Source organism: Candidatus Limnocylindrales bacterium, from assembly GCA_035559535.1.
Lineage (GTDB): Bacteria > Moduliflexota > Moduliflexia > Moduliflexales > JAUQPW01 > JAUQPW01.
The window spans coordinates 75,683-93,479 of record DATMBG010000007.1 but is presented as its reverse complement, the minus strand read 5'-3'; the positions used below and the strand labels follow the sequence as shown (position 1 = coordinate 93,479).

Annotated in this window: 33 protein-coding genes; 31 read left to right on the top strand and 2 right to left on the bottom strand. The window is 43.5% G+C overall.

What is annotated here, in order from left to right; translation table 11 throughout:
* The 31 genes from VNM22_02190 to VNM22_02040 form a co-directional block, all read left to right on the top strand.
* Positions 1–105, top strand: a 105-nt coding sequence (locus tag VNM22_02190; GenBank protein ID HWP45947.1) for a hypothetical protein, incomplete at its 5' end; no start/stop codon positions are given.
* An 80-nt stretch (positions 106–185) separates the two neighbouring features.
* The gene (rpsJ, locus tag VNM22_02185; protein HWP45946.1) at positions 186–494 is read left to right on the top strand and encodes a 30S ribosomal protein S10; all 309 of its coding nucleotides are present in this window, start codon (positions 186–188) and stop codon (positions 492–494) included.
* 69 nt (positions 495–563) lie between these two features.
* Positions 564–1,196 (top strand): 50S ribosomal protein L4, encoded by a 633-nt coding sequence (gene rplD / locus VNM22_02180; GenBank protein ID HWP45945.1) that lies wholly within the window; start codon positions 564–566, stop codon positions 1,194–1,196.
* Complete coding sequence (gene rplW, locus VNM22_02175; protein HWP45944.1) at positions 1,193–1,480, top strand: 50S ribosomal protein L23; 288 nt, start codon at positions 1,193–1,195, stop codon at positions 1,478–1,480. The genes rplD and rplW overlap by 4 nt, the downstream gene beginning before the upstream one ends.
* Before the next feature lie 73 nt (positions 1,481–1,553).
* The gene (gene rplB / locus VNM22_02170; GenBank protein HWP45943.1) at positions 1,554–2,375 is read left to right on the top strand and encodes a 50S ribosomal protein L2; all 822 of its coding nucleotides are present in this window, start codon (positions 1,554–1,556) and stop codon (positions 2,373–2,375) included.
* Between the two features lie 59 nt (positions 2,376–2,434).
* On the top strand, positions 2,435–2,740 hold the full coding sequence (gene rpsS / locus VNM22_02165; protein ID HWP45942.1) for a 30S ribosomal protein S19: 306 nt from the start codon (positions 2,435–2,437) through the stop codon (positions 2,738–2,740).
* Positions 2,741–2,831: 91 nt separating this feature from the next.
* Positions 2,832–3,173, top strand: a complete 342-nt coding sequence (gene rplV, locus VNM22_02160; GenBank protein ID HWP45941.1) for a 50S ribosomal protein L22 — start codon at positions 2,832–2,834, stop codon at positions 3,171–3,173.
* 78 nt (positions 3,174–3,251) lie between these two features.
* Entirely contained in the window at positions 3,252–3,980 is a 729-nt protein-coding gene (gene rpsC, locus VNM22_02155; GenBank protein ID HWP45940.1) for a 30S ribosomal protein S3, read from the top strand.
* A 45-nt stretch (positions 3,981–4,025) separates the two neighbouring features.
* A complete protein-coding gene (gene rplP, locus VNM22_02150; protein ID HWP45939.1) occupies positions 4,026–4,430 on the top strand; it encodes a 50S ribosomal protein L16 in 405 nt (134 codons plus the stop codon).
* Between the two features lie 14 nt (positions 4,431–4,444).
* Complete coding sequence (rpmC, locus tag VNM22_02145; protein HWP45938.1) at positions 4,445–4,663, top strand: 50S ribosomal protein L29; 219 nt, start codon at positions 4,445–4,447, stop codon at positions 4,661–4,663.
* Between the two features lie 105 nt (positions 4,664–4,768).
* Positions 4,769–5,074, top strand: a complete 306-nt coding sequence (gene rpsQ, locus VNM22_02140) for a 30S ribosomal protein S17 (protein HWP45937.1) — start codon at positions 4,769–4,771, stop codon at positions 5,072–5,074.
* A complete protein-coding gene (rplN, locus tag VNM22_02135) occupies positions 5,049–5,417 on the top strand; it encodes a 50S ribosomal protein L14 (GenBank protein HWP45936.1) in 369 nt (122 codons plus the stop codon). Before rpsQ ends, rplN begins: the two co-directional genes overlap by 26 nt.
* Before the next feature lie 88 nt (positions 5,418–5,505).
* The gene (gene rplX, locus VNM22_02130; GenBank protein ID HWP45935.1) at positions 5,506–5,835 is read left to right on the top strand and encodes a 50S ribosomal protein L24; all 330 of its coding nucleotides are present in this window, start codon (positions 5,506–5,508) and stop codon (positions 5,833–5,835) included.
* Positions 5,836–5,893: 58 nt separating this feature from the next.
* The gene (gene rplE, locus VNM22_02125) at positions 5,894–6,436 is read left to right on the top strand and encodes a 50S ribosomal protein L5 (GenBank protein HWP45934.1); all 543 of its coding nucleotides are present in this window, start codon (positions 5,894–5,896) and stop codon (positions 6,434–6,436) included.
* Between the two features lie 105 nt (positions 6,437–6,541).
* The gene (locus VNM22_02120; protein ID HWP45933.1) at positions 6,542–6,727 is read left to right on the top strand and encodes a type Z 30S ribosomal protein S14; all 186 of its coding nucleotides are present in this window, start codon (positions 6,542–6,544) and stop codon (positions 6,725–6,727) included.
* 68 nt (positions 6,728–6,795) lie between these two features.
* Entirely contained in the window at positions 6,796–7,182 is a 387-nt protein-coding gene (gene rpsH, locus VNM22_02115; protein ID HWP45932.1) for a 30S ribosomal protein S8, read from the top strand.
* Between the two features lie 79 nt (positions 7,183–7,261).
* Complete coding sequence (rplF, locus tag VNM22_02110) at positions 7,262–7,798, top strand: 50S ribosomal protein L6 (protein HWP45931.1); 537 nt, start codon at positions 7,262–7,264, stop codon at positions 7,796–7,798.
* Positions 7,799–7,880: 82 nt separating this feature from the next.
* Positions 7,881–8,246 carry a 50S ribosomal protein L18 gene (gene rplR, locus VNM22_02105; GenBank protein HWP45930.1) on the top strand — a complete coding sequence of 122 codons (366 nt, stop codon included), beginning with the start codon at positions 7,881–7,883 and terminating at the stop codon, positions 8,244–8,246.
* Between the two features lie 63 nt (positions 8,247–8,309).
* Positions 8,310–8,828: a 30S ribosomal protein S5 gene (gene rpsE, locus VNM22_02100; protein HWP45929.1), complete on the top strand. Its 519-nt coding sequence runs from the start codon at positions 8,310–8,312 to the stop codon at positions 8,826–8,828.
* A 2-nt stretch (positions 8,829–8,830) separates the two neighbouring features.
* Positions 8,831–9,037 (top strand): 50S ribosomal protein L30, encoded by a 207-nt coding sequence (gene rpmD / locus VNM22_02095; protein ID HWP45928.1) that lies wholly within the window; start codon positions 8,831–8,833, stop codon positions 9,035–9,037.
* Between the two features lie 68 nt (positions 9,038–9,105).
* Complete coding sequence (gene rplO, locus VNM22_02090) at positions 9,106–9,582, top strand: 50S ribosomal protein L15 (protein ID HWP45927.1); 477 nt, start codon at positions 9,106–9,108, stop codon at positions 9,580–9,582.
* Positions 9,583–9,627: 45 nt separating this feature from the next.
* Positions 9,628–10,935 carry a preprotein translocase subunit SecY gene (gene secY, locus VNM22_02085; protein ID HWP45926.1) on the top strand — a complete coding sequence of 436 codons (1,308 nt, stop codon included), beginning with the start codon at positions 9,628–9,630 and terminating at the stop codon, positions 10,933–10,935.
* A gap of 102 nt (positions 10,936–11,037) precedes the next feature.
* Positions 11,038–11,703, top strand: a complete 666-nt coding sequence (locus tag VNM22_02080) for an adenylate kinase (protein ID HWP45925.1) — start codon at positions 11,038–11,040, stop codon at positions 11,701–11,703.
* Between the two features lie 7 nt (positions 11,704–11,710).
* Positions 11,711–12,463 (top strand): type I methionyl aminopeptidase, encoded by a 753-nt coding sequence (gene map, locus VNM22_02075; GenBank protein ID HWP45924.1) that lies wholly within the window; start codon positions 11,711–11,713, stop codon positions 12,461–12,463.
* 85 nt (positions 12,464–12,548) lie between these two features.
* Positions 12,549–12,767 carry a translation initiation factor IF-1 gene (infA, locus tag VNM22_02070; protein HWP45923.1) on the top strand — a complete coding sequence of 73 codons (219 nt, stop codon included), beginning with the start codon at positions 12,549–12,551 and terminating at the stop codon, positions 12,765–12,767.
* A 139-nt stretch (positions 12,768–12,906) separates the two neighbouring features.
* Positions 12,907–13,020, top strand: coding sequence for a 50S ribosomal protein L36 (gene rpmJ, locus VNM22_02065; GenBank protein ID HWP45922.1), 114 nt, complete (start codon positions 12,907–12,909; stop codon positions 13,018–13,020).
* A gap of 95 nt (positions 13,021–13,115) precedes the next feature.
* Complete coding sequence (rpsM, locus tag VNM22_02060) at positions 13,116–13,499, top strand: 30S ribosomal protein S13 (GenBank protein ID HWP45921.1); 384 nt, start codon at positions 13,116–13,118, stop codon at positions 13,497–13,499.
* 91 nt (positions 13,500–13,590) lie between these two features.
* Positions 13,591–13,980 (top strand): 30S ribosomal protein S11, encoded by a 390-nt coding sequence (gene rpsK / locus VNM22_02055; protein ID HWP45920.1) that lies wholly within the window; start codon positions 13,591–13,593, stop codon positions 13,978–13,980.
* 97 nt (positions 13,981–14,077) lie between these two features.
* Positions 14,078–14,704, top strand: a complete 627-nt coding sequence (rpsD, locus tag VNM22_02050; GenBank protein HWP45919.1) for a 30S ribosomal protein S4 — start codon at positions 14,078–14,080, stop codon at positions 14,702–14,704.
* A gap of 64 nt (positions 14,705–14,768) precedes the next feature.
* Complete coding sequence (gene rplQ, locus VNM22_02045) at positions 14,769–15,170, top strand: 50S ribosomal protein L17 (GenBank protein ID HWP45918.1); 402 nt, start codon at positions 14,769–14,771, stop codon at positions 15,168–15,170.
* A 133-nt stretch (positions 15,171–15,303) separates the two neighbouring features.
* Positions 15,304–16,152 (top strand): prepilin peptidase, encoded by an 849-nt coding sequence (locus tag VNM22_02040; protein HWP45917.1) that lies wholly within the window; start codon positions 15,304–15,306, stop codon positions 16,150–16,152.
* A gap of 162 nt (positions 16,153–16,314) precedes the next feature.
* On the opposite strand, the gene VNM22_02035 is transcribed toward VNM22_02040, so the two are convergent.
* Together VNM22_02035 and pgeF are read right to left on the bottom strand one after the other, a co-directional pair.
* Entirely contained in the window at positions 16,315–16,947 is a 633-nt protein-coding gene (locus tag VNM22_02035) for a lysophospholipid acyltransferase family protein (GenBank protein HWP45916.1), read from the bottom strand.
* A gap of 9 nt (positions 16,948–16,956) precedes the next feature.
* Positions 16,957–17,751: a peptidoglycan editing factor PgeF gene (gene pgeF / locus VNM22_02030; protein HWP45915.1), complete on the bottom strand. Its 795-nt coding sequence runs from the start codon at positions 17,749–17,751 to the stop codon at positions 16,957–16,959.
* Positions 17,752–17,797 lie beyond the last annotated feature (46 nt).

The following is a 17,797-nucleotide window of genomic DNA, read 5'->3' as shown; positions in this document are numbered from 1 at the left end:
GCGGAGTTGATCACACCGGTTGCGATGGAGAAGGAGTTGAGGTTTGCGATACGGGAAGGAGGGAAGACGGTAGGGGCTGGAGTGGTCAGTGATATTCTTGAGTAGAGAGAGTCAGGAGAAAAGATTCAGGAGAAAGAAAATTTATTTAAACGGACTCCTGAAAACTGCCTCCTGATTTCGGGATTATGCCGAATCAGAATATTCGAATCTGTTTAAAAGCTTATGATCATCAACTGCTGGATCAATCGGTAGTCGAGATTGTTAACACGGCCCAAAGTACCGGCTCAAGGGTGGTCGGCCCTATTCCTTTGCCTACAAAAATCAGTAGGTTTACAGTCCTTCGATCTCCCCATGTGGATAAAAAATCTCGGGAGCAATTTGAGATCAGAACCCATAAAAGAATTCTAGATATTCTTGAACCAACTCCCCAAACGGTGGATGCTTTAATGCGGTTGGATTTACCAGCAGGGGTCGATGTGAAAATCAAGTTATAAAAGAGTGTGGGCATATGGCAACAGGATCATTCTGTTGCCATATGCCCACACTCTTCTGCAGGAGTACCGGTGCCTACGATAAATATTGTAGATATTAACAATTCAAAAGTAGAGGAGAGGAACCTCAACCCGGAAGTCTTTGATGGGGAGATCAAAGAGCATGTGGTTCATGAGGTCGTTCGTGCCCAATTAGCCAATAGACGGCAAGGAACCGCCTCTACAAAGGGCAGATCGGAAGTAAGTGGGGGTGGACGGAAGCCTTGGAGACAGAAAGGAACCGGTCGCGCCAGGGCTGGAACTATTCGTTCCCCTCTCTGGCGAGGTGGGGGTGTCGTTTTCGGTCCCAAACCCAGGGATTATTCTTATTCTGTTCCCAAAAAAGTCCGAAGATCTGCCTTAAGATCTGTTTTAACCGCTAAATTGAGGGAATCTAAACTCCTCGTGGTAGACAGGTTTAACCTGGAGAAGCCCAAAACCAAAGAAATGTATAAGATTTTAAAGGGTTTAACAGGAAGCGAAGAACCCTCTGCCCTGTTGGCCCTTGGAGATTGGACAGAGTGGGTATGGAGGTCTGCACGGAATATCCCCGGTGTAGGGGTCGTGCGTGTGGAGCATCTAGACGTTTATACAGCTTTACGACATGATTATCTTATTTTAGATAAATCAGGCGTAGATTATTTGGAAGGGGCATTGGTACCATGAAAAAAGACGTGTATAGCATTATCAAACGACCACTTTTTTCGGAGAAAAATTCTCGCCTGAAAGCCAAATACAATAAATATGTCTTTGAGGTAGATCGAAACGCCAATAAAATTGAAATAAAAAAGGCCCTCGAAGAGATTTTTGCAGTCAAAGTGTTAAAAGTGAATACCATCAACGTTCTTGGCAAAGTGAGAAGGCGAGGTCGAACTTCTGGTAAACGACCGGATTGGAAGAAAGCGATTGCGACCTTAAGGGAAGGAGATAAAATCCCGATCTTAGAATAAGACTAGGAGTCAGAGATCAGAAGTCAGAAGTCTGGAGAAAACGATCTTAACTTCTGACTTCTGACTTCCTGCGATGGGTATTAAAACATATAAACCGACCTCACCGGGTATAAGATTTCGGACCGGTTATACGTTTGAAGAGATTACCAAGACAGAGCCTGAAAAGAAATTAATTAAGCCGCTTAAAAAAACGGGAGGAAGAAATAACGCCGGAAGAATTACCAGTCGTCATCGGGGTGGAGGTCATAAACGTTTTTATCGAATCATCGATTTTAAGCGAGATAAAATTGCTATTCCGGCGAAAGTAGCGGCCATTGAATACGATCCCAATAGATCTGCCAGAATTGCTTTACTCCATTACCTGGACGGAGAAAAGAGATATATCCTGGCTCCCTTAGGGCTGAAGGTAGGAGATACGGTGGTGGCCGGACCGGAGGCAGATATCAAAGTGGGTAATTGCCTTCCTTTAAGGAACATCCCCGTGGGAACGGATATCCATAATATCGAACTCAAAAAAGGTAGAGGCGGACAACTGGTTAGGAGTGCCGGAAATAGTGCTCAGATTATGGCCAAGGAAGGAGATTATGCCCAGGTAAAGCTTCCTTCAGGCGAGATTCGACTTATTCATCTGGATTGTTCGGCAACTATCGGAACCGTAGGTAATATAGAACATGAAAACATTAGCATTGGAAAAGCCGGCAGATCCAGATGGTTGGGAAGGCGACCCCGTGTTCGGGGAGTGGCCATGAATCCTGTAGACCATCCCATGGGGGGAGGAGAAGGAAAAACTTCTGGAGGTCGACATCCGGTCAGTCCTTGGGGTATGCCGACTAAAGGCTATAAAACTCGAAAGAAAAAACCTTCTGATAAATTAATTATAAAGCGCCGTAAATAAGGAAGATAAAAGTCAGAAGTCAGAAAATCCCTGGCTTCTGACTTCTATCTTCTGAAAATATGCCCCGTTCAGTTAAGAAAGGTCCTTTCGTAGATGAAAGCCTGTTGAGAAAAGTAAGAAAAATGGCTCAAACCGGGGAAAGAAAGCCCATTCGGACCTGGTCCCGGCGTTCTACCATTATTCCTGAATTCGTAGGTCATTATTTTGCCGTTCATAACGGTAAAAAGTTTATTCCGGTGTTTATAACCGAAAATATGGTGGGACATAAACTGGGTGAGTTTGCACCCACCAGAACCTATCGAGGACACGGGAAAAGTGAGAAAACAACCACGGTAAAGAAAGCCGGAGAAAGGACAGAAAAATAAGCTAGGGTGCCTGAAGTGAGCTAGAAAACCTGAAATGACAAGCCATAAAAACTTTAAACCGTCTAGCTCACTTTAGAACACTTAAACAGATGTGGTAGCCAAAGCCGTAGGACGATACATTCGGGTTTCACCTCAAAAAGCCAGACTCGTCATCGATCTCATCCGGGGTAAACCGGTAGAAGAAGCCCTGAATATCCTGGAATATTCCCCGAAAGCGGTTGCTCGTACCATTGCTAAAATTTTACGCTCGGCTATTGCTAACGCAGAAGAAAATTCTGAAGCCGACGTGGATGCCCTCTACATTAGTCAGGCTTTTGCAGATGATGGCCCAACCCAGCGAAGGTATTTACCAAGGGCTATGGGGCGTGCAACGCCAATTCGAAAGAGATCCAGCCATATTACCATTATTTTAGATGAAAAACCAAAGGAATAATTAGTGTTCATTGTCGATCGTCCAGGAGGGACTAAAATCTAATGGACGATCAACAATCAACAAGGAGGGAGGTAATGCTTGGGACAAAAAGTTAATCCAATAGGTTTAAGATTAGGAATTATTAAGACTTGGAACTCTAAATGGTATGCGGAGAAGAATTATGCAGATCTGCTCCATGAAGACTTGAAAATCCGAAATTTTGTCAAAGACAAATTATCCCATGCCGGGATTTCTAAAGTTGAAATCGAGCGGGCTGCTGAGAAGACTACCGTAAATATTCATACTGCACGCCCCGGAATTATCATCGGTCGGAAAGGTGCAGAGGTCGATAAATTGAAGAAAAGTCTGCAAGCCCTTACCGGTAAACAAATCCAGGTCAATATCTATGAAGTTAGAAGAGCAGAGCTTGATGCTCAATTAGTGGCTGAAAATATAGCTCTTCAACTGGAAAGAAGAGTTTCGTTTCGCCGTGCCATGAAAAGAAGTGTATCGTCGGCTATGCGCTTGGGGGCTTATGGCATCAAGGTTTCCTGTAGTGGTCGGTTAGATGGTTCGGAAATGGCCAGAACCGAATGGTATCGAGAGGGGAGAGTTCCTCTACATACTTTACGGGCTGATATCGATTATGGTTTTTCACAAGCCCTGACCACTTATGGATTGATAGGGGTCAAGGTTTGGATTTTTAAAGGAGAAGTTCTTTCGAGGAATAATCAGTCCAAGGAACAAAATCAACAGGTTCAACAAGGTCAGTCCGGTCAACAAAGTCAGTCCGGTCAAAAAACTCTTCAACAACCCGCTAAGGTTTAGGGTTGGTAAATAGCTTAACCTGAAAACTTCAAAGGAGTCTTAGCTATGTTAATGCCTAAAAAGGTAAAATATCGAAAGCAACAACGGGGAAGGATGAAGGGTAAAGCTTATCGAGGTTCTACGCTTAATTTTGGTCAATTTGGTCTGCAGGCTTTAGAACCCGGTTATATTACAGATCGCCAGATCGAAGCAGCCCGTATTGCTATCACACGAAAAGTAAAAAGAAGTGGAAGAATGTGGATACGTATTTTTCCAGATAAACCTGTCACCTCGAAGCCTACGGAAACTCGAATGGGTAAAGGAAAAGGAGCTCTGGATCATTGGGTAGCTGTGGTTAAGCCTGGTCGTATCATTTATGAGATGGATGGCATTCCTGAAGAACTCGCCAGAGATGCTCTACGCCTAGCTGCCCACAAGCTTCCTATTAAAACCAAATTTGTGGTACGGTAAGAAAGGAGTAAGCGGTGAAAGCGCGAGAACTGAGAGAATTAACGGACGAAGAACTAAAAGAACGGGAAAGGGACTTACGAGAAGAACTCTTTAATTTGAGATTTCAGATTGCAACCAATCAGGCTGAAAATCCACAAATTATCAGAAACGTTCGACGGGATCTTGCAAGAGTGTTGACCATTATTCGGGAAAGGGAGCTGGCGGCGGAGAAAGAGACCAGGGGAAAGGCCTAAAGGGTCTTTTAAGTGCCTGAAGTTTTTAAGGGTCGAAACTGCTTAAAGTGAACTAAAGTAAAAAAACCTTTTAGCTCACTTTAAGTATGCTAAGCTCTTCCAAAGATGGAAAAACCAGGGAGAAGGAAGGTAAGACAGGGAGTTGTGGTCAGTAATAAAATGATGAAGACGGTGGTCGTTGAGGTGACTAGATTTATTCAACACCCCAGATATAATAAAACGATCAAAAGATCGAAAAAGTTTAAAGCCCATGATGAGGAGAATAAATGCTCCATAGGAGATATTGTTGAGATATGGGAGACGAGGCCACTCAGTAAAGAGAAACGGTGGCGCGTAGTTAAAATTCTAAAGAAAGCTCAATTAACGGAACAGGAGGGTGAAGGAGATGATACAACCACAGACAAGACTTGAAGTTGCAGATAATTCCGGAGCCAAAGAGATTATGTGCATTCGGATTATGGAAAGTTCAAATAAGAAATATGGATATGTCGGAGATGTGATTATGGCCGCTGTTAAAGAGGCTTCTCCAGGGGGTTCTGTAAAAAAAGGTGACGTGGTGAAGGCGGTCGTTGTCCGGGTAGCTAAAGAAATGAGAAGGAAAGATGGATCTTATATTAAGTTTGATAAAAATGCGGCAGTACTCTTAACCCCCCAAAATGAACCCATGGGAACCAGAATCTTTGGTCCGGTAGCCCGAGAACTCCGGGATAAAGAATTTACCAAAATATTGTCCCTGGCTCCGGAAGTCATTTAAAAGAGAAGTATGGGCGTATGGGCGTGAGAAAAACTATCTATACCTTACTTTCCACAGACCCACACCCTATACACCCATACAGGTGGTTATGCCTAGGATCAAATTTCATGTCAGAAAAGGAGATACGGTTACTGTTATTGCCGGAAAAGAAAAAGGTAAAACGGGTAAGATTTTAAGAACGATCCCTAAAAAAGGAAAAGTGATTGTGGAAAAAGTTAACCTGATTAAAAAGCACCTTAAAAAAAGAGCACAGGGGCAAGGGGGTGGTATTGTGGAGATGGAAGGAGGTATTCACGTCTCCAATGTAATGCTCAATTGCCCAAATTGTAAAAAACCTACCCGTATTGGGAAAACCCGATTAGAAGACGGCCGTAATGTCAGAACATGCAAGAAGTGTGGAGAGATTATTGATAAGTAGGGCAGAAGGGTGCTTTACCCCGAAAGGGGAATAACGTCTCGCCCTACCATTGACTTTCATGAAATCACGATTGGAAAGAAAATATCGGGAAGTTGTAATTCCAAATTTGATGAAGCAATTTGGATATAAAAACGTGATGCAGGTACCCAGATTAGAAAAAATTGTGGTAAACATGGGGTTGGGAGAAGCGGTTTCAGATATTAAAGTTCTGGATGCTGCGGCAGAGGAGTTAGCGGCTATTACCGGTCAGAAACCGGTCATAAGACGGGCTAAAAAGTCCATAGCCAGTTTTAAGCTAAGGGCCGGTATGCCCATCGGATGTATGGTAACCTTACGCAAGCAGCGTATGTATGAGTTTCTGGATAGATTGGTGAATGTAGCTCTTCCCCGGGTTAGAGATTTCAAAGGAGTTTCTCCCAAATCCTTCGATGGAAGAGGAAATTACACCTTGGGTCTTCGGGAACAAATTATATTTCCTGAAATAAATTACGATAAAGTGGATAAAATCAGGGGACTTAATGTAGCCATTGTTACGACGGCTAAAACCGATGAAGAGGGAAAAGCTCTTCTCGCAGAGCTGGGTATGCCCTTCAGGCAATAAATAAATAAGAGGTGTCTAACAGGCTAAGAGATCTAAGGGGTCTAAAGTTTCCTTTAACTTTAGACCCTTTAGGCCCCTTAGCTCCTAAGATTTAGGGAAAATACTGTGGCAAGAACAGCATCTATTGCAAAAGCCAAAAAGAAACCAAAATTTAGTTCAAGACAGAGGAATCGCTGCCTGATATGCGGCAGACCTCGGGGTTATATCCGAAAGTTTAAAATGTGTCGTATTTGTTTCAGAACCCTGGCCTCAAAGGGAGAGATACCTGGGGTTATCAAAGCGAGCTGGTAGAAGCAAAAGGCAAGAGGTAAGAAAGGGAACCCTGTTGCTTCTTGCCTCTGGCTTCTCGATGGGTTAAGATGGCCACTACAGATCCTATTGCCGATATGTTAACGCGAATCCGAAACGCCAATCTGGTCTATAAACCTTATACCGATGTGCCCTCATCTAAATTAAAAGGTGAAATAGCCAGATTGCTTAAGAGAGAAGGATTCATTCGTGGATATAAAATGGTTGGAAATGCTCTACGAATTTATCTAAAATACACTCCCGAGGGGAAAAGGGTTATCACAAATCTACAACGGGTAAGTAAACCAGGGTGCAGGGTTTATAAACGAAAAGATGCCATTCCTCGAGTGCTGGGAGGGTTAGGGATCGCCATCCTTTCTACTTCTAAAGGTATTTTGACAGATAAAGAATCCCGCTTAATGGGAGTTGGCGGCGAGGTGCTATGCTACGTATGGTAGCCTTCACCGAACAGGGAATTATTAACCACAAGCCATAAACCAGGCTGAATAGTTTACGGCTTGTGGTTGATTGTTAATCATGTCCAGAGTCGGTAAAAAGCCTATTGAGTTGCCTAAAAATGTTAAGGTTACAGTAGAGGATTCCCTCTGTAGGGTAGAAGGACCTCTGGGTAAATTGGAATATCGAATCCCCAACGGTATCAAGGTAGTCCATCAGAATGGGCAACTCCTGGTTACAAGGGAATCTGATGAGAAACGCTATCGTTCTCTTCATGGATTATCCAGAACCTTAATAGCCAACATGGTTACCGGGGTTACCCAGGGATTTAGTAAGGGGTTAGAAATTGAGGGAATCGGTTATCGTGCAAAGGTTGAAGGAAGAGTACTTACTTTAAATGTAGGGTATTCCCATCCTGTCAATTACCCTATTCCAGATGGAGTTACCATTGAGGTCCGAGATAATACGAAGATACTGGTGAAAGGCGCTGATAAACAACAGGTTGGTCAGGTAGCCGCAGAAATTCGGAATATTAAGAAACCGGAACCTTATAAAGGTAAAGGAATTCGATACGAAGGTGAACGTATTCGCCGTAAGGTTGGAAAAGCCGGTGCTTAAAAAACGGTAAGTGGTAAATAGTAAGTCGTGAATCATTTTCTTTACCTTGCTATTTGCTACTTATGACTTATTCTTACTTACCATGCCACAGTTGACTAAAGAGGAACATAGAAAAAAACGGCATAAGCGGGTTAGAAAAAAAGTAAAAGGAACTTCAGAGCGTCCCAGGTTGAGTGTTTTTAGAAGTGCTCGGAATATGTATGCTCAAATTATCGATGATGAAAAGGGTCATACGTTACTGGGTCTTTCGACCTTAAGTTCTGAAATTAAAGAAAGTGTTAAAAATGGCGGTAATATTGAAGCTGCTAAGGTTTTGGGCCGGATACTGGCTCAAAAAGCTTTAGAAAAAAATATCAAAGCCGTTGTCTTTGATAGAGGCGGTTATAAATTTCATGGCCGGGTTAAAGCACTGGCTACCGCAGCCCGTGAAGGTGGTTTACAGTTTTAATTCCTGCATGGCCCGAGAATTCTTAGAATTCTCGGACTCCATGGGTAGGGAAAGGAGATGTAGGTGGCGCGGATCGATGTAAAAGAATTAGAGTTAACCGATAGGGTGGTTCATATCAGTCGGGTTGCGAAAGTGGTAAAAGGGGGAAGGCGATTTAGCTTCAGCGCCTTGGTAGTAGTAGGGAACCGTAATGGTTATGTGGGATATGGTTTGGGAAAAGCCAATGAAGTCCCCGAAGCAATCCGGAAGGGTATAGAAAATGCCAAGAAAAACCTGATAAAGATTCCCCTGAAAGGGGCGACAATTCCTCATCAGGTTCTCGGAAAATATGGAGCCAGTCAGGTATTTTTAAAACCTGCTTCTCGAGGAACCGGGGTCATCGCAGGGGGTGCTGTTCGGGCTGTGGTAGAATCTGCCGGTATCCAGGATATTTTGACTAAGGCCATCGGTTCTACCAATCCTCATAATGTTGTGAAAGCCACTATAAAAGCCTTGGAGAGCTTAAAAGATCCTTTGTTGGTGGCTGAATATAGATCTACTAAACCTGTTCAACAAGGAGAAGAAAAAGAAGTAGAGGCGTAATTATGGCACGACTGATTACCATCAAACTTGCTAAAAGCCCTATTGGCACCATCAGGAAACATCGGGAAACTCTTCGGGGCCTGGGCTTAACGAAAACCAATAAAGTGGTAGTTCGCAAAGATACTCCCGAAATCCGAGGGATGCTGAGACAGGTGATGTATCTTATAAAAATTTTAAAAGTTGAAGAGGTTCCAGACACTGAAGGCTAAAGGCGGAAGGCTAAAGGATGAATAAACGTTGCTTTTCATCCTTTACCCTTCACCCTTTCTTTCAATACATGAAGTTACACGAGTTAAAGCCCGCGAAGGGCTCTAGAAAAAAGAAAAAACGGGTAGGCCGTGGCCCCGGCTCGGGACACGGCAAGACTTCCGGCAGAGGACATAAAGGACAGAAAGCCCGTTCAGGTAGCAGACTTAAACCTCAATTTGAAGGCGGACAAATGCCCCTGCAACGTCGTATTCCTAAACGGGGATTTACCAACATATTTAAGAAAGTATATAGCATTATTAACATCGGTCGCTTAAATGAAGTCTTTGAGGAAGGGAGTGTGATCACACCAGACCTGTTAATCCAGCGCGGTCTTATAAAAAATGATAAATACGAGATTAAAATTCTCGGGGATGGGGATCTCACCAAACGGTTGACGATCCAGGCCCATGCTTTTAGTAAGTCTGCTTTAGAAAAAATTAAAACAGCCGGTGGAGAAGCAGTTCAATTAACCAATCACAAGGGACAATTAACAATAAACAATTAATTGTTTATTGTTGTTGTTCATTGTTCAACAGAGAGGGTATACCCCTTGTTACAGGTAGTCCAAAACATATTTAAAGTACCTGAGCTAAAGCGAAGGATTTTAATTACGTTAGCTCTTTTGGTCGTTTATCGAATTGGCTCCCATATTCCAACTCCGGGCATCGATGGGGTGGCTTTAAGTGAATTCTTTGCCAGGCAAAAAGATACAATCTTAGGATTTGTAGATATGTTCTCGGGAGGAGCACTGGGAAGGCTAACAATCTTTGCTTTAGGGATTATGCCGTATATCAGTGCTTCTATTATTCTTCAGCTTTTAACGGTAGTTGTACCCTATTTGGAAAGGCTGGCTAAGGAAGGTGAACAGGGAAGGAAAAAGATCACCCAGTATACCCGATATGGAACGGTGGTTCTAAGTGCTATCCAGGCCCTAGGAATCAGCTTTGGTTTAGAAGGAATGCATAGCCAGGGTGGAGCTCCTGTGGTTCCTTATCCTGGTTGGAGCTTCCGGTTCGTAACGGTTCTTACACTCACAGCCGGTACGGCATTCCTTATGTGGCTTGGGGAACAAATCACGGAACGGGGAATTGGAAATGGCATTTCGCTCATCATTTTTGCAGGTATCGTCGATAGACTTCCTTCCGCAATATTCTTAACGATCGAGCGGATCCAGATCGGAGAGATGAAAATTTTTTCTATCCTGGGAATTTTAGTACTTATCATTTTTGTGGTAGCAGCCGTGGTCGTGATGCAACAAGCGGTAAGAAAAATACCTGTTCAATATGCCAAACGCGTCGTTGGGAGAAAAATCTACGGGGGTCAGAATACCCATATTCCTCTCCGTGTAAATACCCCGGGCGTTATTCCCGTTATCTTTGCTTCGTCCATCATTGTATTTCCGGCAACGATAGCTCGATTTATTAAACATCCCTGGACCCAGGCCATCGCAGAGAATCTATCTCCCGGTCATATGCTCCACACCGTTCTATATGCAGCCTTTATCATTTTCTTCTGCTACTTCTATACGGCCATCATTTTTAATCCAACCGATCTGGCAGATAATATGAAAAAGTATGGAGGTTTTATTCCAGGCGTGCGACCTGGAAAGAAAACCGCCCTGTATATTGATTCGGTACTTACGCGAATTACTTTAGCCGGAGCTATCTTCCTGGCCTTGATTGCCATACTTCCTGAACTTCTGATAACAACCATGAATGTTCCTTTCTTCTTTGGAGGTACGGCCCTTTTAATCGTTGTAGGTGTTGCCCTGGATACCGTACAGCAAATCGAGTCCCATCTCTTGACTCGGCATTATGAAGGTTTTATGAAAAAAGGAAGGCTTCGAGGAAGAAGGTAGGAGGACTATCCGTGGTCCATTGTCTGTTGTCCGTTGTCCGTTGTCTGTAGAGAAGTCATAGGTAACGTCTTTACTAAACAATAGGCAGCGGGCGGCCGTTAAATGAACCTAATTTTCATGGGCCCCCCGGGAGCCGGTAAAGGGACACAGGCCAAATTATTTTCCAAAACCTATAACATACCTCAAATCTCTACCGGAGATATTTTAAGACAAGCCGTCAAAGAAGGGACTCCTCTTGGAAAAAAAGCCCAAATTTATTTGGAAAAGGGAGAACTGGTTCCAGATGAAATTATGATCGGTATCATTAAAGATCGGCTTCAAGAGGTGGATTGCCAGAAAGGATGGCTGATGGATGGGTTTCCGAGGACTATCTGGCAAGCTGTGGCTCTGGATGAGATTCTCAGGCAGAGAGGTCTCTATCTAGATGCCGTGATTAATATTTATCTCCAGGAAGAAGAACTTATCAAAAGAGTCTCCGGCAGAAGGGTATGTCGGAATTGTGGAGAAACCTTTCACGTAATTTTTAACCCTCCCCTACAAGAAGGAGTTTGTGATAAGTGTGGAGGCCCTTTATACCAGCGAGAGGACGATAAGGAAGAAACGGTAAGGAAACGGTTGGAGGTCTATCGCGCCCGGACTAAACCTTTGATAGAATATTACTGGGAAAAAAGCGCCTTGATCTCCATAGACGGAGGGGCACGGACCATAGAAGATGTTTTCAAAAGTATCCAGGATGCCATATTTTCAAAAATAAAAAAGGAAGGGTAGTTGAAAAATGGGAGTTATTTTAAAATCTCGTGAAGAGATAAATAAAATTAAGGTAAGTTGCCGACTTGTTGCTGAATTATTAAAAGAGTTAATAAAATTAGTTGCCCCGGGAATAACGACCGCGGAGTTAGATGCCTTTGCCCAAGACTGGCTGAAGAAAAGAAAGGCTAAATCGGCTTTTAAGGGGTATCGAAACTATCCAGCTTATATCTGTACGTCGGTTAATGAACAGGTGGTCCATGGAATTCCTTCCTCTCGAAAACTTAAATCGGGAGATATTATAGGTCTCGATGTAGGCGTGGTTGTTGATAATTACTATGGAGATGCTGCTCTGACAGTTCCAGTTGGAAGAATCTCTCCAGAGGCTGAGAGACTTCTTCAAGTCACCCAGGAAGCCCTCTACAAAGGGATTGAACAGGCTTACCCCGGGAATCGGTTAGGAGATATTTCTTATGCCGTTCAATCCCACGTCGAAAAGAACTCCTTCTCGGTGGTAAGGGATTTTGTAGGACATGGAATAGGTAGAAAACTCCATGAAGACCCTCAAGTCCCTAATTTTGGTACACCGGGTAAAGGAGAACGGCTGAGAGTCGGGATGGTATTGGCCATAGAGCCCATGGTAAACATGGGAGGTCCAGAAGTTGAAATATTAGAAGATAAATGGACGGCTGTCACGCAAGATAGAAGTTTATCCGCCCACTTTGAACATTCCATTGCGATTACAGAAAATGGGCCTGAAATATTGACGAATCTGGATTAAAAAATTATATTGCTATATCACCCTATTCAGTAGTTATCTCGATCTATCTTATATTATTTAAAGGATTTGATAAGCAAACAAATTTATGCCAAAAGAAGAAGCCATACAGGTGGAAGGGACGGTGGTAGAACCGCTCCCCAACGCTATGTTCCGGGTTGAACTGGATAACGGACATAAAGTTTTAGCCCATATTTCGGGTAAAATGCGTAAACACTTTATTCGAATATTACCTGGAGATAAAGTGACCGTTGAACTTTCTCCCTATGATTTAACCCGGGGACGAATTATTTATCGACATAAATAGGTAAACTGTCTGGACACCAAGGACGCCAGGGGCAAAGGCTGGAACAGATCCAGAGACCTGGGGAGAAAAAGAGTTCAAGCAACCATCTGACGGTAGTGCTTACTGTTTGACGTTCTTGGTGTCCAGACGGTTTCAGATTATGAAAGTTCGAGCTTCCGTAAAAAAAATCTGTGATAAATGCAAGATTGTCAAACGAAAAGGTGTCGTAAGGGTCATTTGTGAGAACCCTCGGCATAAACAAAAACAGGGGTGAAAAATTTCTTAGAGGCAAGAGGCCAGAGGTCAGAGACCGGCGTCCGGTCTCAAGTCTCAAGTCTCAAGCCCCAAAGTTAAGGAGAGGTTATAACTTTGGCACGCATAGCCGGGATTGATCTACCGAAGAATAAAAGAGTAGAAATCGGTTTGACCTATATTTATGGGATCGGTCGTCCTTCTGCACAAAAAATTTTAAAAGAAGCCGGAATTGATTTTAATAAAAAGGTCGGTGAGTTAAGCGACGAAGAAGTCGTTACGCTGAGAAAAATAATCGATGAAAAATATAAAGTAGAAGGGGACTTACGCAGGGAAGTCGCTATGAATATAAAACGCCTCATGGATATCGGTTGTTATCGAGGTTTACGTCACCGACGAGGACTTCCGGTTCGTGGTCAGAGGACGAGTACCAATGCAAGAACCCGCAAAGGACCCCGACGAACTATTGGAGGTAAGCGTAAACAGCTCAAAAAGAAATAATAGAAGATGGAATACGTAAGGCGTAATGAATGAGTTCAGAAAGTAGGATCTAGAAAGCCCTACAGATTACGCTTTGCGTAGTACCCTAAGTATGGGAAAAAAAGGGGCCAAAAAGAAAAAAAGGGAATTAAAAAATATCGAGAAGGGTATTGCCCATATTCAGAGTAGTTTTAATAATACCATTGTTACCATTACCGATTTAGAGGGGAATGTTATCACCTGGTCAAGTGCCGGCAGTTTAGGATATAAGGGATCTCGAAAAAATACCCCTTTTGCTGCCCAGATGGCAGCTCGAGATTGTGGAAAAAAAGCCCTCGACCTGGGGATGCGCCAGGTAGAAGTTTATGTAAAAGGGCCTGGAGCCGGAAGGGAAGCGGCCATAAGATCCTTACAGGCTGTGGGATTGGAAGTTAAAGCCATCAAGGATGTAACACCGATTCCTCATAATGGTTGCAGGCCCCCTAAAAGACGACGTGTTTAAAAAAGTAATGGGTAGCAAGCCGTAGACCGTGGGTAGGAAAAGACAATTCACGATCTAGGGCCTGTTACCTATTGCCTATTCAGTTTCGGAGGAAGGAGTGGCACGTTATACCGGTCCTGTATGTAAGCTTTGTAGAGCGGAAGGAATGAAGCTCTATCTAAAGGGAGAACGCTGTTTTACCGATAAGTGTCCCATAGAAAGGCGAAATTATCCACCAGGTCAGCACGGACAACGCCGATCTAAGGTATCTGATTACGGGATTCGCTTGCGTGAAAAACAGAAAGTGAAAAGGATTTACGGGGTTTTAGAAAAACAATTTAGACGTTATTTCCAAAAAGCGGCCAAACAAAAGGGAGTTACCGGAGCTGCTTTATTGATCTCCTTAGAACGGCGTCTGGACAACGTGGTTCATCGCCTGGGGTTTGCAAGCTCTATTAAAGAAGCCAGACAACTTGTCCGACATCGCCACATTCTGGTTAATGGTAAACTGGTGGATATTCCGTCTTATCAAGTTTCTAAGGGGGATGTAATCGAGGTAAAGGCTAAAAGTCGAGAAAATGTAAGAATTAAAGAGTCCTTAACCGCTGCTCAACGTCGGGGTATTCCACCCTGGCTGTCCTTAGATGCAGCTAATTTTAAAGGAACGGTTGTTGAGTTACCCAAACGGGAAGATATTTCTCCTCAAATCCAGGAACAGTTGATTGTCGAGCTGTATTCTAAATAAAAGGTCAGAAGTCAGAAGTCAGAAAGTTTGTAAAGATCACTCTGACTCCTGAATTCGGTTGAATATGCGGCATAGAAAAAAAGTCAAAAAGCTAGGGAGGACGGCCAGTCATCGGAGAGCTCTGCTTCGTAATCTGGTTACCGAGCTGTTTCGGCATGAGAGAATTACTACCACGCTCCCAAAGGCTAAAGCCATGCGCCGTTTTGCAGAGCATATGATTACCTTTGCCAAACGTGGAACCCTCCATGCCCGAAGGCAGGTTCTCCAGTTTATCCAGGATAAAAAAGTTGTTCGAAAATTGTTTGATACCCTTGCAGCGAGATATGCCGAAAGAAACGGTGGCTATACCCGGGTTATTAAGTTATCTAAATATCGGGTCGGGGATGCAGCCCCCATGGCGGTTATTGAACTGGTCGACGCGGAAATAGCCGCCAAGCCTGCGAAAGAAGAGAGTAAGGGAACATAAAGTCGATTTTCCTCCTTCAATCCTTGACTTTCTGTCTGACCATTCTAAAGAACCCGGTTTCTTAAAAAGAAACCGGGTTTTCCAAACGAAAGAACTTGACTTATCTCCTCAGATCATCCATAGTGAATACGCTATGGATAAGTATCTCATCGAACTTTACATTTTCCTCTTAGGAACCTTAGTCGGTAGCTTTCTCAACGTTTGCATTTATCGAATCCCAAGGAAAAAATCTATCGTCCTTCCGCGCTCTACCTGTCCCCATTGCAATAATCGTATAAAACCCCAGGATAATATTCCCATCCTCAGTTATATTCTTCTGGGTGGAAAGTGTCGATTTTGTAAGAAACCTATATCCCTTCGATATCCCATGGTCGAGTTCTTAACAGGTTTCCTATTCTGGCTAACCTTCCATACCTTTGGTTTCACCCCTGCGGCTTTCTCTTATTTGGTTTTCTTATCGGCTCTAATTGCCATTGCTTTCATCGATATAGAACATCAAATTATTCCCGATGTCATCTCGTTACCCGGCATTGTCGTAGGACTTTTACTGGCCTGGCTAACCCTTCCACTTTCCGTGTTACAGTCTTTAATAGGCGCTTTAGTCGGAGGAGGGGTTATTTACCTGGTTGGCTTTATAAGCCTGGCTGTTTTGGGAAAGGAAGGTATGGGTGGCGGCGATATTAAATTAATGGCCATGATAGGTACTTTTTTAGGCTGGAAAAATACCCTCTTGACCATCTTTTTGGGATCGGTAACCGGTTCTCTGATCGGAGTCAGTTTAATCCTCCTTAAGAAAAAAAAGAGAGACGATTATATTCCCTTTGGTCCATTTCTGGTTTTAGGGGCTATCGTCTCTCTTTTTCTGGGGAATCGAATTATCAACTGGTACTTCCGTATCGGAGATCTTACGACTCTCCATCAGACTCTTGCTTCTCCGAAGTTGTCTCTTCCCATTCTACTATCCGTATTTTTCCCTCAATGATCTCTTCCAGGACCTTATTAAAAATGGAATTATATTTTTCCCCTGCAAGGGGAGCTGCCCCTTCTTCGATCTGGTGAATTCGCTTTGCGATAAGATGCACTAGAAGATAACGATTGGGAACTTGATCAATGACTTTAGAAAGAAGGTTGAGTCGAAACATAGTTACTTCTCCTTTTTTTCCAATAAGGCCCCAATATGCCCCATAATTTCTTGAGAGATTTCTAAAAGTCTTGCCTTATTGGGGTTTTCCTCCTTCTTAAAAATAAGAGGAGGACCAAAGCGAATGGTTATACGTTTGGGACGAGGAAATCTAAGATGAGGACCATAGGCCTCAAAACCCCCGATAATTCCCGCAGGTATTACAGGTGCCTCAGTTTTTAAGGCCAGCATCGCAATTCCCGGCATAGGCCGCATCAGTTTATTATCCTGGGTGCGGCCCCCTTCCGGGAAAATGCACAACAGCTTACCCTCTTCCAGAACCTGTAAACTTTCTTTTAAAGATTCTGCATTCACACGGCCCTGTCTAATAGGGATACAGGGCAGGCGTTTAAAGAGCCAATGAAACCAGGGATGGTAATAATGCTCGTGTAACATAATAAAGTGGAGCATTCTTGGCGTTACGGCGGCTATTAAAGGAGGATCCGCATAACTCACATGGTTCGGTGCAATAATCCCGGGACCCTCTTTAGGGATATATTCGGTACCGATTCCTGTTAAACGGAAATATACTTTAAATAAGAGATAACCTATGGGCCTTAAAGGCATATACGAAATAGTCCTGGCTTTTTTTTTCATACGCCTTCTCTAGTCTGTTAAGAGCATAGCTGTCGATAACATTCTACCTGTTCTCTTTCCATCTCTCCGGTAGGAAAAGAAGAGGTCTGGACGACAGTAGGTGCAATAATTTAATATGGAGATATTTTCTTCACGGACTCCACATCTGATTAATTGCTGACGGTTGGCTTGTGCAAGATCTAACAACCATGTAGGATCTCTCTTTTGAATCATAAGACAATCTGCATAAGAAAAAGTTGCCTTAAAAGGCTCTACCACCGTTCTATCGACTTCATAACAACAGCCACGAATCGATGGACCTATGACAACCCGACAGTCTTTGGGGTGAGTACGAAAAGTAACCCTCATGGCCTGTAGCGTGGCCTCGGTAACTTTCCTGAGGGTCCCGCGCCATCCAGCATGGATGACTCCAATCGCCCGTTGAACTGGATCCCATACGATTAAAGGAACGCAATCGGCGGTTAATACGGTTAAGGGAATTCCCATTTGATTGGTTATCAAGGCATCACAGGCTTCTTGACTTGCCCTTTTCTTGAGCGCTTCATAATCTATCACCTGCTTATCGATGGAGAAAACCTGGTTCCCATGAACCTGTTTGGTAAGGAAAATCTTCCTTGGATCAATTCCCAGGGAACTAAAGAAAATTTCCCGATTTTTAATGACCCGTTCTGGTGCGTCTCCCCCACTAAAACCCAGATTAAGGGTATCAAAGGGATACGGGCTTATGCCTTTAAGTCGGGTACTGAACCCATGAATAAGGTTTTTGGAGGTAAGGACTTGGGTATCTTTAACGAAAGGTAACAAGGTACAGCCAAAACCTGGATCACTTGTTAAACTGACCCTCTAATCC

What these genes read in the sequence shown, in the direction of transcription:
- rpsJ (HWP45946.1), top strand. Translation starts at nt 186, where the DNA reads ATGCCGAATCAGAATATTCGAATCTGTTTAAAAGCTTATGATCATCAA.
- rplW (HWP45944.1), top strand. Translation starts at nt 1,193, where the DNA reads ATGAAAAAAGACGTGTATAGCATTATCAAACGACCACTTTTTTCGGAG.
- rplB (HWP45943.1), top strand. Translation starts at nt 1,554, where the DNA reads ATGGGTATTAAAACATATAAACCGACCTCACCGGGTATAAGATTTCGG.
- rpsS (HWP45942.1), top strand. Translation starts at nt 2,435, where the DNA reads ATGCCCCGTTCAGTTAAGAAAGGTCCTTTCGTAGATGAAAGCCTGTTG.
- rplP (HWP45939.1), top strand. Translation starts at nt 4,026, where the DNA reads ATGTTAATGCCTAAAAAGGTAAAATATCGAAAGCAACAACGGGGAAGG.
- rpsQ (HWP45937.1), top strand. Translation starts at nt 4,769, where the DNA reads ATGGAAAAACCAGGGAGAAGGAAGGTAAGACAGGGAGTTGTGGTCAGT.
- rplN (HWP45936.1), top strand. Translation starts at nt 5,049, where the DNA reads ATGATACAACCACAGACAAGACTTGAAGTTGCAGATAATTCCGGAGCC.
- rplX (HWP45935.1), top strand. Translation starts at nt 5,506, where the DNA reads ATGCCTAGGATCAAATTTCATGTCAGAAAAGGAGATACGGTTACTGTT.
- rplE (HWP45934.1), top strand. Translation starts at nt 5,894, where the DNA reads ATGAAATCACGATTGGAAAGAAAATATCGGGAAGTTGTAATTCCAAAT.
- rpsH (HWP45932.1), top strand. Translation starts at nt 6,796, where the DNA reads ATGGCCACTACAGATCCTATTGCCGATATGTTAACGCGAATCCGAAAC.
- rplF (HWP45931.1), top strand. Translation starts at nt 7,262, where the DNA reads ATGTCCAGAGTCGGTAAAAAGCCTATTGAGTTGCCTAAAAATGTTAAG.
- rplR (HWP45930.1), top strand. Translation starts at nt 7,881, where the DNA reads ATGCCACAGTTGACTAAAGAGGAACATAGAAAAAAACGGCATAAGCGG.
- rpmD (HWP45928.1), top strand. Translation starts at nt 8,831, where the DNA reads ATGGCACGACTGATTACCATCAAACTTGCTAAAAGCCCTATTGGCACC.
- rplO (HWP45927.1), top strand. Translation starts at nt 9,106, where the DNA reads ATGAAGTTACACGAGTTAAAGCCCGCGAAGGGCTCTAGAAAAAAGAAA.
- VNM22_02080 (HWP45925.1), top strand. Translation starts at nt 11,038, where the DNA reads ATGAACCTAATTTTCATGGGCCCCCCGGGAGCCGGTAAAGGGACACAG.
- map (HWP45924.1), top strand. Translation starts at nt 11,711, where the DNA reads ATGGGAGTTATTTTAAAATCTCGTGAAGAGATAAATAAAATTAAGGTA.
- infA (HWP45923.1), top strand. Translation starts at nt 12,549, where the DNA reads ATGCCAAAAGAAGAAGCCATACAGGTGGAAGGGACGGTGGTAGAACCG.
- rpmJ (HWP45922.1), top strand. Translation starts at nt 12,907, where the DNA reads ATGAAAGTTCGAGCTTCCGTAAAAAAAATCTGTGATAAATGCAAGATT.
- rpsK (HWP45920.1), top strand. Translation starts at nt 13,591, where the DNA reads ATGGGAAAAAAAGGGGCCAAAAAGAAAAAAAGGGAATTAAAAAATATC.
- rplQ (HWP45918.1), top strand. Translation starts at nt 14,769, where the DNA reads ATGCGGCATAGAAAAAAAGTCAAAAAGCTAGGGAGGACGGCCAGTCAT.
- VNM22_02040 (HWP45917.1), top strand. Translation starts at nt 15,304, where the DNA reads ATGGATAAGTATCTCATCGAACTTTACATTTTCCTCTTAGGAACCTTA.
- VNM22_02035 (HWP45916.1), bottom strand. Translation starts at nt 16,947, where the DNA reads ATGAAAAAAAAAGCCAGGACTATTTCGTATATGCCTTTAAGGCCCATA.